At 56.0% G+C, this 13,444-nt stretch carries 12 protein-coding genes; 2 read left to right on the top strand and 10 right to left on the bottom strand.

The window, feature by feature from the left end:
* The 10 genes from rffA to trxA form a co-directional block, all read right to left on the bottom strand.
* Complete coding sequence (gene rffA / locus K7R23_RS06680) at positions 1–1,131, bottom strand: dTDP-4-amino-4,6-dideoxygalactose transaminase (RefSeq protein WP_012907933.1); 1,131 nt, start codon at positions 1,129–1,131, stop codon at positions 1–3.
* 4 nt (positions 1,132–1,135) lie between these two features.
* Positions 1,136–1,813: a dTDP-4-amino-4,6-dideoxy-D-galactose acyltransferase gene (rffC, locus tag K7R23_RS06675; protein WP_012907934.1), complete on the bottom strand. Its 678-nt coding sequence runs from the start codon at positions 1,811–1,813 to the stop codon at positions 1,136–1,138.
* Entirely contained in the window at positions 1,791–2,672 is an 882-nt protein-coding gene (gene rfbA, locus K7R23_RS06670) for a glucose-1-phosphate thymidylyltransferase RfbA (RefSeq protein WP_012907935.1), read from the bottom strand. Before rfbA ends, rffC begins: the two co-directional genes overlap by 23 nt.
* A 32-nt stretch (positions 2,673–2,704) precedes the next feature.
* Positions 2,705–3,772: a dTDP-glucose 4,6-dehydratase gene (gene rffG / locus K7R23_RS06665; RefSeq protein ID WP_012907936.1), complete on the bottom strand. Its 1,068-nt coding sequence runs from the start codon at positions 3,770–3,772 to the stop codon at positions 2,705–2,707.
* Complete coding sequence (gene wecC / locus K7R23_RS06660) at positions 3,772–5,034, bottom strand: UDP-N-acetyl-D-mannosamine dehydrogenase (RefSeq protein ID WP_012907937.1); 1,263 nt, start codon at positions 5,032–5,034, stop codon at positions 3,772–3,774. Before wecC ends, rffG begins: the two co-directional genes overlap by 1 nt.
* Positions 5,031–6,161, bottom strand: a complete 1,131-nt coding sequence (wecB, locus tag K7R23_RS06655) for a non-hydrolyzing UDP-N-acetylglucosamine 2-epimerase (RefSeq protein WP_012907938.1) — start codon at positions 6,159–6,161, stop codon at positions 5,031–5,033. Before wecB ends, wecC begins: the two co-directional genes overlap by 4 nt.
* 55 nt (positions 6,162–6,216) lie before the next feature.
* Positions 6,217–7,263: an ECA polysaccharide chain length modulation protein gene (wzzE, locus tag K7R23_RS06650; RefSeq protein WP_012907939.1), complete on the bottom strand. Its 1,047-nt coding sequence runs from the start codon at positions 7,261–7,263 to the stop codon at positions 6,217–6,219.
* A 12-nt stretch (positions 7,264–7,275) separates the two neighbouring features.
* Positions 7,276–8,379 carry a UDP-N-acetylglucosamine--undecaprenyl-phosphate N-acetylglucosaminephosphotransferase gene (gene wecA, locus K7R23_RS06645; protein ID WP_012907940.1) on the bottom strand — a complete coding sequence of 368 codons (1,104 nt, stop codon included), beginning with the start codon at positions 8,377–8,379 and terminating at the stop codon, positions 7,276–7,278.
* A gap of 240 nt (positions 8,380–8,619) precedes the next feature.
* Positions 8,620–9,879, bottom strand: a complete 1,260-nt coding sequence (rho, locus tag K7R23_RS06640; protein WP_002437993.1) for a transcription termination factor Rho — start codon at positions 9,877–9,879, stop codon at positions 8,620–8,622.
* 339 nt (positions 9,880–10,218) lie between these two features.
* On the bottom strand, positions 10,219–10,548 hold the full coding sequence (trxA, locus tag K7R23_RS06630; protein WP_012907942.1) for a thioredoxin TrxA: 330 nt from the start codon (positions 10,546–10,548) through the stop codon (positions 10,219–10,221).
* 130 nt (positions 10,549–10,678) lie between these two features.
* Between trxA and rhlB the strand changes: the two genes are divergently transcribed.
* Together rhlB and gppA are read left to right on the top strand one after the other, a co-directional pair.
* Entirely contained in the window at positions 10,679–11,944 is a 1,266-nt protein-coding gene (gene rhlB / locus K7R23_RS06625) for an ATP-dependent RNA helicase RhlB (protein ID WP_012907943.1), read from the top strand.
* 5 nt (positions 11,945–11,949) lie between these two features.
* Positions 11,950–13,443 carry a guanosine-5'-triphosphate,3'-diphosphate diphosphatase gene (gppA, locus tag K7R23_RS06620; protein WP_012907944.1) on the top strand — a complete coding sequence of 498 codons (1,494 nt, stop codon included), beginning with the start codon at positions 11,950–11,952 and terminating at the stop codon, positions 13,441–13,443.
* Position 13,444: the final 1 nt, after the last annotated feature.

The following is a 13,444-nucleotide window of genomic DNA, read 5'->3' as shown; positions in this document are numbered from 1 at the left end:
TCAGGCGAAATAGTTCAGCAAGGTGGTAATGACCGTGCGCTGGTTAACCGCTGACAGGTTATAGAACAGCGGCAGGCGCAGCAGGCGCTCGCTCTCTTTGGTGGTGTGGCGATCTTCGCCGTGGAACGCGCCAAACTTATCCCCTGCCGGGCAATCATGCAGCGGGATATAGTGGAACACCGCCATAATTTCCGCCTCTTTGAGAAAGTTGATCAGCGCGCTCCGGTCATCAATATCACGCAGCTTGATATAGAACATATGGCCGTTCTGTTTGCAGTCGTCCGGAACGGACGGTAGTTCAATACGCCCGGCGCGCGCCAGCGGTTGCAGGGCGTCAAAGTAAGTTTGCCACAGCGCCAGACGCTGTTGGTTAATGCGGTCAGCGGCTTCCAGCTGCGCCCACAGATAGGCAGCCTGTAGATCGGACATCAGATAGCTGGAGCCGATATCACACCAGGTGTATTTATCCACCTGCCCACGGAAAAACTGGCTGCGGTTAGTCCCTTTTTCGCGGATGATCTCCGCGCGTTCGATCAATTTACTATCGTTAATCAGCGTTGCGCCGCCTTCGCCGCCCGCCGTGTAGTTTTTCGTCTCGTGGAAGCTAAAACAGCCGATGTGGCCAATCGTCCCCAGCGCACGGCCTTTATAGGTCGACATCACACCCTGCGCGGCGTCTTCCACCACGTACAGGTTATACTTTTCCGCCAGCGCCATGATGGTATCCATTTCACAGGCCACGCCCGCGTAATGAACCGGCACAATCACCCGGGTTTTGTCAGTAATCGCCGCTTCAATGCGCGTTTCGTCAATGTTCATGGTATCCGGGCGGATATCCACAAAGATGATTTTCGCGCCGCGCAGCACGAAGGCGTTAGCGGTGGAAACAAAGGTGTAGCTCGGCATGATCACTTCATCGCCCGGCTGAATATCCAGCAGCAGCGCCGCCATCTCCAGAGAGGCGGTGCAGGAGGGCGTCAGCAGCACTTTCGCACTGCCGAAGCGCTGCTCCAGCCACTGCTGGCAGCGACGGGTAAAGCCGCCATCGCCGCACAGTTTGCCGCTGCCCATCGCGGACTGCATATAGTCGAGTTCGGTTCCCACCACCGGCGGCGCATTAAATGGAATCATATTGTCACCTGTATAACCAGTACGCGGTGCCTGCCACATTGGCACCGCTTTGTATGTAACGTTTAAGCGCGGCGGTGTTGCCCATCTGGGTCGCCACCCGCAATGTTGTTTTGCCGCGCGCCTGTGCCCAACCCAGCGCCGCCTGCATCAGTTCAGCGCCCGCGCCGCGCCCGGCCAGTAAGCCGATGCGCGCCTCACGGTCATTCAGTTCACGCAGCGAGACATAGCCGCGAATATCGCCGTTTGCCGCACGCAGAAGCAGACACTGGTGATCGAACGTGCCGCGCACCGCGTTCTCAATCCACTGAGCATAAAAACGCGCGCTGGCGTCCGGCGCGTACCAAGGCGCGCGGAAGCGACTCTGCGCAAAGGCAACGGCAGCCAGCTGACGCAGCGCCGGAATATCCGCAGGTTGTGCAATTTCCGCGCCAGCCTGTTCGCCGGTTGGCGTCACCGGCAGCGCCAGATCCACTTCGCCCTCAACCAGCGAAAAGCCAAGCTGCTGCAAGGCATCCAGCCAGGCGGTTTCGGCTGCCGGGATTTTCGCCTGCACCCGTGACCAGGCCTGCAACCGTTCTGCCGTCAGGGGCGCTGCCGCCGGGTCGATGCGCACAATGGCGCTGTTAACGCCAAAAAAGGCGTTTTCCCACTCAAGCGGCTCAATACTGGCGTGGACGCGCACGGAGCAACTCCAGCAGATACTGGCCGTAGCCGGTTTTCGCCAGCTGGCTGGCGGCGCGTTTGACGTCGTCATCGTCCAGCCAGCCGTTGCGCCAGGCAATCTCTTCCAGACAGGCGATTTTAAAGCCCTGGCGTTTCTCTACCGTCTGCACAAAGGTGCTCGCTTCAATCAGGCTGTCGTGAGTCCCGGTATCCAGCCAGGCGAAACCGCGTCCCAGTAACTCAACGGTCAGCTTTCCGGCTTCAAGATACATCTGGTTAATCGAGGTGATCTCCAGCTCGCCGCGCCCGGAAGGCTTTACGCGCTTTGCGTACTCAACGACCTGACTGTCATAGAAATAGAGCCCCGTCACCGCCCAGTTAGATTTGGGCTGCTTCGGTTTTTCTTCTAATGAGATAGCGCGAAAGTTGTCATCGAACTCAACGACGCCAAACCGCTCAGGATCCATAACCTGATAGCCAAAGACCGTCGCGCCTTCGCTCCGCGCCACCACCTGTCGCAGCTTAGGACTGAAGCCCTGACCAAAGAAGATGTTGTCGCCAAGCACCAGACAGGAGGGTTCGCCGTTAAGGAACGTTTCACCAATGATAAACGCCTGAGCCAGGCCATCCGGGCTGGGCTGTTCGGCATACTGCAAATCAATGCCAAACTCTGAGCCATTCCCCAGCAGCCGCTGAAAATACCCTTTATCTTCCGGCGTGGTGATGATCAAAATCTCACGTATCCCCGCCAGCATCAGCACGGACAGCGGGTAATAGATCATCGGCTTGTCGTAAACCGGCAGCAGCTGTTTTGACACGCCGCGCGTAATGGGGTGCAAACGGGTGCCGGACCCGCCCGCCAGAATGATACCTTTCATGCCTCTCTCCTTCAGGAGTTAAAGCCTGGCTGTTAGCCCTTAAGCCCTAAACGTTCACCCCGATAGCTACCGTCCTGCACAGGCTTCCACCAGGCCTCATTCGCCAGATACCATTGCACGGTTTTACGCATCCCGCTTTCAAAGGATTCCCGCGGCGTCCAGCCCAGCTCGCGCGCGATTTTCGATGCATCGATAGCGTAACGTAAATCGTGACCGGGACGGTCATCGACAAAGGCGATCAAATCACGGTAGTGGGCAATACCCTGCGGTTTTTCCGGCGCCAGTTCTTCCAGCAGATCGCAAATCGTCTCGACCACCATCAGATTCTTACGCTCGTTGTGACCGCCAATGTTCCAGGTTTCCCCCACCGTTCCGGCGGTCGCCACGAGATACAGCGCCCTGGCATGATCTTCGACATACAGCCAGTCACGAATCTGCTGCCCGTTGCCGTACACCGGCAGGGGTTTACCCGCCAGCGCATTGAGGATCGTCAGCGGAATCAATTTTTCCGGGAAGTGATAAGGACCGTAATTGTTGGAGCAGTTCGTCACCAGCGTCGGCAGACCGTACGTGCGCAGCCAGGCGCGAACAAGGTGGTCGCTGCTGGCTTTTGACGCTGAATAAGGGCTGCTTGGCGCATACGGCGTGGTTTCCGTAAAGAAATCATCCGTAGAATGCAGATCGCCATACACCTCGTCAGTGGAAATATGGTGAAAGCGGAACGCCGCTTTTTTGTCCGCTGCCAGCGCATGCCAGTAGGCGCGCGCCGCTTCCAGCAGGGTGTACGTGCCAACGATATTCGTTTCAATAAACGCCGCCGGGCCGTCGATGGAGCGATCGACATGGCTTTCCGCCGCCAGGTGCATCACGCAGTCCGGCTGATAGTGCTGAAAAACGCGATCCACCGCGGCGCGGTCACAAATATCCACTTTCTCAAAGGCGAAACGATCGCTCTGCGCAACCGGCGCCAGCGACATCAGATTTCCCGCGTAGGTGAGTTTATCGACCACCACCGCGGCATCTGCCGTTTCGTTAATGATATACCGCGCCACCGCCGAGCCGATAAACCCCGCGCCGCCGGTAATCAGGATCCGTTTCATTAGCGCCAGACTCCTTTGGTATCCACAACATATTGCTGACGGATCGCATCGCCCTGTATCGCTTTAAATTCATTATGGTCGACCAGCATCACCAGCACGTCGGCGGTTGCCAACGCATCGTTAAGCGTCGCCAGCGTGCAGAGGCCATCCAGCTTTTTCGGTAACTGATGGATATTCGGCTCCACCGCCAGCGTTTCGCCGCTGTGCCAGCGCGCGATACCCTGCGCAATGCCCATCGCCGGGCTTTCTCGCAGGTCGTCGATATTGGGCTTAAACGCCAGGCCGAAGCAGGCAATTTTAATCTCGCTGGCGCGCTTGTTTGTGGCCGCAAGACAATCCGCCACCGCGGCTTTCACCCGCTCGACCACCCAGTGCGGTTTGCCGTCGTTAACCTCGCGCGCGGTGCGAATCAGACGCGACTGTTGCGGATTTTGCGCCACGATGAACCACGGATCGACGGCGATGCAGTGACCGCCGACGCCAGGGCCGGGCTGGAGAATATTAACCCGTGGATGACGGTTCGCCAGGCGAATGAGTTCCCAGACGTTAATCCCTTGATCGGCGCAAATCAGCGACAGTTCGTTTGCAAAGGCGATATTAACGTCGCGGAAGCTGTTCTCGGTAAGCTTGCACATTTCCGCCGTGCGGGAGTTTGTGATGACGCACTCGCCTTCAAGGAAGATTTTGTACAGCTCGCTGGCGCGCGCCGAGCATACCGGAGTCATGCCGCCGATGACGCGGTCGTTTTTTATCAGTTCGACCATAACCTGCCCCGGCAGTACGCGTTCAGGGCAATAGGCGACGTTGACGTCCGCCTGCTCGCCAGCCTGCTGGGGAAAGGTGAGATCCGGGCGTATTTCCGCCAGCCACGCGGCCATCTGCTCGGTCGCCCCGACCGGCGAAGTCGATTCGAGGATCACCAGCGCCCCTTTTTTCAGCACCGGCGCGACGGATTTCGCCGCAGCCTCCACATAGGCCATATCCGGTTCATGGTCGCCTTTAAACGGCGTGGGAACCGCAATCAGATACGCATCGGCTTCAACGGGCGTGGTGGTAGCGCGCAGATAACCCCCCTCTACCGCCGTTTTCACGACCTTATCCAGATCCGGTTCGACGATATGAATTTCGCCGCGGTTGATGGTTTCCACCGCATGCGGGTTCACGTCCACGCCAATGACCTGTTTCTGACGCGAAGCAAAGGCCGCCGCAGTGGGTAAACCGATATAACCCAGCCCAATAACAGAAATGGTCGAAAAACTCATAGCGATACTCGATTATTTTTTAAAGCGTCCAAAATGCGTCCACAGGCCTGCCCGTCGCCGTAAGGATTATGGGCGCGGCTCATGACCTGATATTCGTTTTCGTCATGCAGTAAACGCGTGACTTCCTCAACAATGCGCCGCGGATCCGTTCCCACCAGCCGTACCGTGCCTGCGGTAATGGCCTCGGGCCGTTCGGTTGTCTCACGCATCACCAGCACCGGTTTGCCCAGCGACGGCGCCTCTTCCTGAATTCCCCCTGAGTCGGTCAGGATCAGCCAGGCGTGATTCATCAGCCAGACAAAAGGGAGATAATCCTGTGGTTCAATCAGCATCACGTTTTCAACGTGGCCGAGAATACGGTTGACCGGTTCACTGACGTTGGGGTTCAGATGGACTGGATAGACAATCTGTACATCCTGATTCGCCGCGGCGATTTGGGCCAGCGCATGGCAAATCTGCTCAAAGCCGCGGCCAAAGCTCTCACGACGATGACCGGTCACCAGGATCATCTTTTTATCGGCGTTAAGAAAAGGATACTGCACGGCCAGTTCGGTACGCAGCGTATCGCTAGCCAGCACGCGGTCACGCACCCAAATCAGCGCATCAATCACCGTGTTGCCGGTAACAAAGATGCGGTTGTCGGCGATATTCTCGCGCAGCAGGTTTTGCCGGGAGTTTTCCGTCGGCGCAAAGTGGTACATCGCCAGATGCCCGGTCAACGTGCGGTTTGCCTCTTCCGGCCACGGGGAGTACAGGTCGCCGGTGCGGAGTCCGGCTTCTACATGTCCGACGGGAATACGCTGGTAAAAAGCGGCAAGGCTGGTCGCAATGGTGGTGGTGGTGTCGCCATGCACCAGAACCACATCCGGCTTAAAATCGGCGAGAACAGGCTTAAGCCCTTCCAGGATTCGACAGGTAATTTCCGTCAGTCCCTGGCCGGGCCGCATAATGTTGAGATCGTAGTCAGGTACAATGGAAAAGAGATTCAATACCTGATCGAGCATCTCCCGGTGCTGCGCGGTGACGCACACTTTCGCGTCGAACTCAGGATCCTTTGCCAGCGCATGCACCAGGGGCGCCATTTTGATGGCTTCCGGTCGCGTGCCAAACACAGTCAGTACTTTCACATCGATTCTCTTCGAATAGTCAGTGAGGGCCCAGCCCCCCACTGCGGCAGTCGTGCTAGATCGTGCGGCGGCGGGTTAACGCAACGCCTGCGCCGATAAGCCCCCCAACGATGCCCCACATCACCATCAGGAAGGCTCGGCGCGGGCTATCGCGTTTTACCGGTTCTTCCGGCGTCCGCAAATAGCGATAGGTCTGAAAACGCGGATCCAGAGTCGGCCCCACATCCAGCGTATTGAGCATGGCCCGATTCTGGAAGTAGTCCAGATCGAAGGAAGGACCGACAGCCTGCAGGTTTTCAAGGCGCGCCTGGAGCATCGGGCGACCTAACAGAAACAGTTCGGAATCAGGCAGCTCGTCCGGCGGCACGTCTGTCTCCGTACGGGAAATATTATGCTGTTCGGCGATTTTGAGCGCCCGTTCAATGCTGCTTACGCGGCGGGAGTAAATGGCTTTCGCCACCTCTTCCTGACGCTTCACCTGCGCCTTCATTTGTATGGTTCGCGCCGCCCACGCGCCCTTCAGCTCATCATTCAGATGGCTGGCGGCACGCTGGCTGGAGAAGGCGACATACTGACGCAGCAGGTTATTTGCATCTGGCGCCGTTTCAGCGATGAGCTTAACGCTGTCGTTAATCGCGCGGGTGAAATCGCCGGGAATAAACTGAATGTTATTGATCAGTTCATCAAGCATTGCGGCGTCGGCTTTACTGTTGCCAACCATCCGCTGCTTGTAATAATCGGTTTGCAGCCAGAAGTCGCGACGCGTATCCCAGGAGGCCAGCTGCATCACAAACTCTTTATAAGCTTCATCCATCACCGAAGGCTGGTCGGCGGGGGCGCTGCTGGCTTTGACGTCCAGATTGCGCAAAAATTGCTGCTGAGAATAGTAGCCGCCCAGCATGTTTACCGTGGGGCGATCGGAGATGGCGGTCGCGCTCCACTCCTGGCGGGCAAAAAAGGTATACGCTAAGGCGATCAGCGCGAATAACAGCGCAATACCGACAATCCACACCTTCCCGGCCCATAAAGTACGAAACAACCCACGAATATCCAGTTCATTTTCAGCGCTCACGGCGTGTGCCCCCGGTAATGGTTGAGTCATCGCACCCTCGATTTACTTAGTTAATTTTGGATTGTTATCACGGTTTCTTCGCAGTCTGCGCTTTATGCGTTTGATAAACCTTGCCACTTTCCAGGCACGCTTAATGCAGTAACCGTAGAGGAAGAATGCTAGCAAAAACAGCACCAACATGACCCATTCAGGTACAAAATGGGAGTATTCCGCAAACACGCCAATGGCGGCCAGTATCGCGGCGGCGAGGGTGATCAGCACAAACGCCTGGCGGGAAGTAAACCCTGCGCGCATGATCAAATGATGAATGTGCTGGCGATCGGGGGAGAACGGGCTCATGCCTTTACGCAGACGGCGGTACATAATGGCGACCATATCCATCAGCGGAATGGCGATAATCCACAGCGCGGTCACCGGACTGATAGGATGCGTTTTGCCCTGAGTGGTTTCCAGCAGGATCCAGATAACGGTGAAACCAATCAGCGTACTGCCGGCATCGCCCATAAACACTTTATAGCGCCGCCCGAGCGCGCCGAGGTTAAGCAGGATATACGGCAGAATGGCGGCAATCATGGCAAAGCACCAGATAGCCAGGCTCGTCTGACCGTCAAACCACAGGATAAGCCCCATCGCGGCAAACGAGACGCTGGACAGCCCGCCCAGCAGTCCGTCGATACCATCCACCATATTAAACGCATTGATCGCGGCCCACACCGCGAAAAGCGTGAGGAAATAGCCAAACGGACCGAGCACCAGCTCCCACGGACCAAAAATGTAGCCCAGGCTGCTGAGGTAGAGTTTACCGACCACCATCATGACCACGCCGATAGCGGCCTGGATGGTGGCGCGTATTTTTACGCTGATGTCAAAACGATCGTCGAGCGCGCCGATAAATACCAGCACACCCGCACAGGCCAGATAGAGCGCCGCATGAGGGATATAGTAATTGACGATGCCAAAGGTAAAACAGATCCCTGCGTAAACTGAAATGCCCCCAACTAACGGTATCAGCCCCTGGTGACGTTTGCGGAAGTTGGGTTTATCCACTAAACCGATCTTTTTTGCCACCTTGCGCGCAAAAAACAGGAACAGTGTCGTGAATAAAAAAATACTGATGAGATCAGTACTGACGGTCAGTAAATTCACAATGCGTGCTCTCAGAGAAAATTATTAGCTGAAGTATAACCACGAAGCCCTTTATTCAGAAGGGAAACTCCCTTCCGAAGCGACTGTTTTGTATAATTTTTAACCCAATCTCGCTTTTGGCAAAAAAACGCAAAGCGGCGGCGTGGAGTAGCACGCCAAAATTGTTAAGCTGTCGTTAAGATTACAGTTATAAAAGCAAAACGCCACGTAAAAACGTGGCGTTTTCGGCAGAGAACGCGATTACGAACGCTTCATCATGTCGAAGAAGTCGTCGTTGGTCTTGGTCATTGCCAGCTTGTTAATGAGAAATTCCATCGCGTCGATTTCGCCCATTGGGTGAATGATCTTACGCAGGATCCACATTTTCTGCAGTTCTTCCTGAGTGGTAAGCAGCTCTTCTTTACGCGTACCGGAACGGTTGTAGTCAATGGCCGGGAAGACGCGTTTTTCCGCGATCTTACGGGAAAGGTGCAGTTCCATGTTACCGGTGCCCTTGAACTCTTCGTAGATAACCTCGTCCATCTTGGAGCCGGTATCGATAAGCGCGGTCGCGATGATGGTCAGGCTACCGCCCTCTTCAACGTTACGCGCCGCGCCGAAGAAACGCTTCGGACGGTGCAGGGCGTTGGCATCCACACCACCGGTCAACACTTTACCGGAGGCCGGAACAACGGTGTTATACGCACGCGCCAGACGGGTGATGGAGTCGAGCAGAATGATAACGTCTTTCTTATGTTCAACCAGACGTTTCGCCTTCTCGATAACCATTTCAGCTACCTGAACGTGACGGGATGCCGGTTCGTCGAAGGTGGAAGCGACCACTTCGCCTTTCACCAGACGCTGCATCTCGGTCACTTCTTCCGGACGTTCGTCAATCAGCAGCACCATCAGCACGCAGTCCGGATGGTTGTAGGCGATGCTCTGCGCGATATTCTGCAGCAGCATGGTTTTACCCGCTTTCGGCGGCGCGACAATCAGACCACGCTGACCGCGACCGATTGGCGAAGCCAGATCCAGCACGCGCGCCGTTAAGTCTTCGGTAGAACCGTTACCACGTTCCATGCGCAGACGTGAGTTGGCATGCAGCGGAGTTAAGTTTTCGAAGAGAATTTTGTTACGGGCGTTTTCCGGTTTGTCGTAGTTAACTTCGTTAACTTTCAGCAGCGCAAAGTAGCGTTCGCCTTCTTTCGGCGGGCGAATCTTACCCGAGATGGTATCACCAGTGCGGAGGTTGAAACGGCGGATTTGGCTGGGAGAAACGTAGATGTCATCAGGACCGGCAAGGTAGGAGCTGTCTGCGGAGCGGAGGAAACCAAATCCATCCTGCAATATCTCCAGCACACCGTCACCAAAGATATCTTCGCCACTCTTTGCGTGCTGCTTCAGGATGGCAAAAATAATGTCCTGCTTGCGCATACGGGCCAGGTTTTCCAGCCCCATATTTTCGCCGAGAGTGATCAGCTCAGAAACCGGCGTATTCTTTAATTCGGTAAGATTCATAATGGTGTGAGTTCTTAAACTTGGGGTAAATCTCGAACTTAATGTTGTGAATGGTATGGCAGGGTCATCCATGCCTGTTTACGGCCATCAATTCATGTCTGTTCGCTGTCTGGTCACAGGAAAGTACGCAGCACTGAAACGACAAGACGGATTGAATGATAAGGCCCAGAATCTATCCACTTCTCGCGCGAGAAAAAACGGGAAGTATCGGAAATAACAAGATTCAAACTAAATAAGGTATGTTTACTACGTAGTCAACATTAACTTAGCACGACTCACGTCGGGCGTCCAGTCATCCACAACAATTAGGATTAAGGGCGCCCGAGCATGGACATCCTCTTACGCGATGTTCGCGTCGAGGAACTCTTTCAACTGACCTTTGGACAGCGCGCCCACTTTGGTCGCCGCCACTTCACCGTTGCGGAACAGCAGCAGGGTCGGGATGCCACGAATACCGTACTTCGGCGCAGTACCCGGGTTCTGGTCGATGTTCAGTTTAGCAACCGTCAGTTTGCCCTGATATTCGTCAGCGATTTCATCCAGAATCGGGGCGATCATTTTGCACGGTCCGCACCACTCTGCCCAGAAATCAACGAGGATCGCCCCGTCCGCTTTGAGTACATCCGTGTCAAAACTGTCGTCAGTCAGGTGAATAATTTTATCGCTCATATATAACTCCACAGGAATAAGCCTGGCGTGTTGGTGTGGCTATTGGTGTAGCATTAACCAACTAAAGGTTGACTTTATTTCACCGGATACGCTTTCGTAAAGCAATAGTAAGCTGATATTCTACCACACTATGAGCAAAACACATTTAACAGAACAGAAGTTTTCCGACTTCGCCCTGCACCCACAGGTTATTGAAGCCCTTGAAAAGAAAGGGTTTCATAACTGCACGCCCATTCAGGCTCTCGCGCTGCCGCTTACGCTGGCTGGTCGTGATGTTGCGGGGCAGGCGCAAACCGGTACCGGAAAAACGATGGCGTTCCTTACGTCCACGTTTCATTATCTCCTCTCTCATCCCGCGATTGACGATCGCAAGGTGAACCAGCCGCGCGCCTTAATTATGGCGCCGACGCGCGAGTTAGCCGTGCAGATCCACGCCGATGCCGAACCGCTGGCGCAGACCACCGGCCTGAAGTTAGGCCTCGCTTACGGCGGCGACGGCTACGACAAACAGCTGAAGGTGCTGGAAAGCGGCGTCGATATTCTGATCGGCACCACGGGTCGTCTGATCGATTACGCAAAACAGAATCACATCAATCTGGGCGCTATCCAGGTTGTCGTCCTCGACGAAGCCGATCGCATGTACGATCTGGGCTTTATTAAAGATATCCGCTGGCTGTTCCGCCGCATGCCGCCCGCAACGCAGCGTCTGAACATGCTGTTCTCAGCCACCCTCTCTTATCGCGTTCGTGAACTGGCGTTTGAACAAATGAACAACGCCGAGTATGTCGAAGTCGAACCTGAACAGAAAACCGGTCACCGCATCAAAGAAGAGCTTTTCTACCCGTCTAACGAAGAAAAGATGCGCCTGCTGCAGACGCTGATCGAAGAAGAATGGCCCGATCGCGCCATTATTTTCGCCAATACCAAGCACCGCTGCGAAGATATCTGGGGTCACCTGGCGGCTGATGGCCATCGCGTCGGTCTGCTGACCGGCGACGTGGCGCAGAAAAAACGCCTGCGCATTCTTGATGAATTCACCCGCGGCGATCTGGATATCCTTGTCGCCACCGACGTCGCCGCCCGCGGCCTGCATATTCCTGCCGTGACGCACGTATTTAACTACGATCTGCCGGATGATTGCGAAGACTACGTTCACCGTATCGGCCGTACCGGTCGTGCCGGCGCGAGCGGTCACTCAATAAGCCTGGCGTGTGAAGAATATGCGCTGAACCTGCCGGCGATCGAAACGTATATCGGTCACTCTATTCCGGTCAGTAAATATAACCCGGACGCGCTGATGACTAATCTGCCGAAGCCGCTGCGCCTGACGCGCGCGCGCCCTGGCAATGGTCCGCGCCGTACCGGCGCGCCGCGTAATCGTCGTCGTTCAGGTTAAAAAATATGCTCAGCTCCACCTCGTCGCTCTATGCCGCTATTGATTTAGGTTCGAATAGTTTTCATATGCTGGTAGTACGCGAGGTGGCGGGCAGCATCCAGACGCTCACGCGCATAAAACGCAAGGTGCGTCTGGCGGCTGGCCTGAACAGCGATAGTGTGCTTTCCGCGGAAGCGATGGAGCGCGGCTGGCAGTGCCTGCGCCTGTTCGCCGAACGCCTGCAGGATATACCCCCCTCTCAAATCCGCGTGGTCGCCACTGCGACATTACGCATTGCGGTCAATGCCGACGCGTTTATCGCCAGAGCGCAGGAGATCCTTCACTGTCCGGTGCAGGTCATCAGCGGCGAAGAAGAAGCGCGTCTGATTTACCAGGGAGTGGCGCATACCACCGGCGGCGCCGACAGGCGTCTGGTGGTAGATATTGGCGGCGCGAGCACCGAGCTGGTTACCGGCACCGGCGCGCAAACCACCTCGCTGTTCAGCCTGTCGATGGGCTGCGTCACCTGGCTTGAACGCTACTTTTCCGATCGTAACCTGGCGCAGGAGAATTTCGACGAGGCGGAAAAAGCCGCGCGCGAAGTGCTGCGTCCGGTCGCCGACGAACTGCGTCACCACGGCTGGAAAGTGTGCGTAGGCGCCTCCGGTACGGTACAGGCGTTGCAGGAAATCATGATGGCGCAGGGGATGGACGAGCGCATCACGCTGGCGAAGCTTCAGCAGCTGAAACAGCGGGCGATCCACTGCGGCAGGCTGGAAGAGCTGGAAATTGAAGGCTTAACGCTTGAGCGCGCGTTAGTGTTCCCGAGCGGGCTGGCTATTCTGATCGCCATCTTCACCGAGCTGAATATTCAGGGCATGACGCTGGCAGGCGGCGCGCTGCGTGAAGGGCTGGTTTACGGCATGCTCCATCTCACGGTCGAGCAGGATATTCGCAGCCGCACCCTGCGTAACATTCAGCGGCGTTTTATGGTGGATACCGATCAGGCGAATCGCGTCGCCGTACTGGCGGCCAATTTTCTCGATCAGGTAGAAAATGAGTGGCATCTGGAGCCAATCAGCCGCGAACTGCTGAACAGCGCCTGTATGCTGCATGAAGTGGGCCTCAGCGTCGACTTCAGACAGGCCCCGCAGCACGCGGCATATCTGGTCCGTAATCTCGATTTGCCTGGCTTTACGCCCGCGCAGAAAAAGCTGCTCGCCACGCTGCTGCTGAACCAGACTAACCTGGTCGATCTGTCATCGTTACACCAGCAAAACGCCGTGCCGCCGCGGGTGGCCGAGCACCTCTGTCGTCTGCTCAGACTGGCGATTATTTTCGCCAGCCGCCGGCGTGACGATCTGCTGCCCGCCATTTCGCTCCAGGCGGCAAATGAAATTCTGACCGTTACGCTGCCGCAGGGGTGGCTGGAACAGCATCCGCTGGGTAAAGAGCTGATTGAACAGGAAAGCCAGTGGCAAAGCTATGTTCACTGGCCTTTAGATGTTCAGTCATCGTGAC

Source organism: Citrobacter rodentium NBRC 105723 = DSM 16636 (assembly GCF_021278985.1).
GTDB lineage: Bacteria > Pseudomonadota > Gammaproteobacteria > Enterobacterales > Enterobacteriaceae > Citrobacter_A > Citrobacter_A rodentium.
This window is presented reverse-complemented; position numbering and strand designations above follow the sequence as displayed.

What these genes read in the sequence shown, in the direction of transcription:
- rffA (WP_012907933.1), bottom strand. Translation starts at nt 1,131, where the DNA reads ATGATTCCATTTAATGCGCCGCCGGTGGTGGGAACCGAACTCGACTAT.
- rfbA (WP_012907935.1), bottom strand. Translation starts at nt 2,672, where the DNA reads ATGAAAGGTATCATTCTGGCGGGCGGGTCCGGCACCCGTTTGCACCCC.
- rffG (WP_012907936.1), bottom strand. Translation starts at nt 3,772, where the DNA reads ATGAAACGGATCCTGATTACCGGCGGCGCGGGGTTTATCGGCTCGGCG.
- wecC (WP_012907937.1), bottom strand. Translation starts at nt 5,034, where the DNA reads ATGAGTTTTTCGACCATTTCTGTTATTGGGCTGGGTTATATCGGTTTA.
- wzzE (WP_012907939.1), bottom strand. Translation starts at nt 7,263, where the DNA reads ATGACTCAACCATTACCGGGGGCACACGCCGTGAGCGCTGAAAATGAA.
- rho (WP_002437993.1), bottom strand. Translation starts at nt 9,879, where the DNA reads ATGAATCTTACCGAATTAAAGAATACGCCGGTTTCTGAGCTGATCACT.
- trxA (WP_012907942.1), bottom strand. Translation starts at nt 10,548, where the DNA reads ATGAGCGATAAAATTATTCACCTGACTGACGACAGTTTTGACACGGAT.
- rhlB (WP_012907943.1), top strand. Translation starts at nt 10,679, where the DNA reads ATGAGCAAAACACATTTAACAGAACAGAAGTTTTCCGACTTCGCCCTG.
- gppA (WP_012907944.1), top strand. Translation starts at nt 11,950, where the DNA reads ATGCTCAGCTCCACCTCGTCGCTCTATGCCGCTATTGATTTAGGTTCG.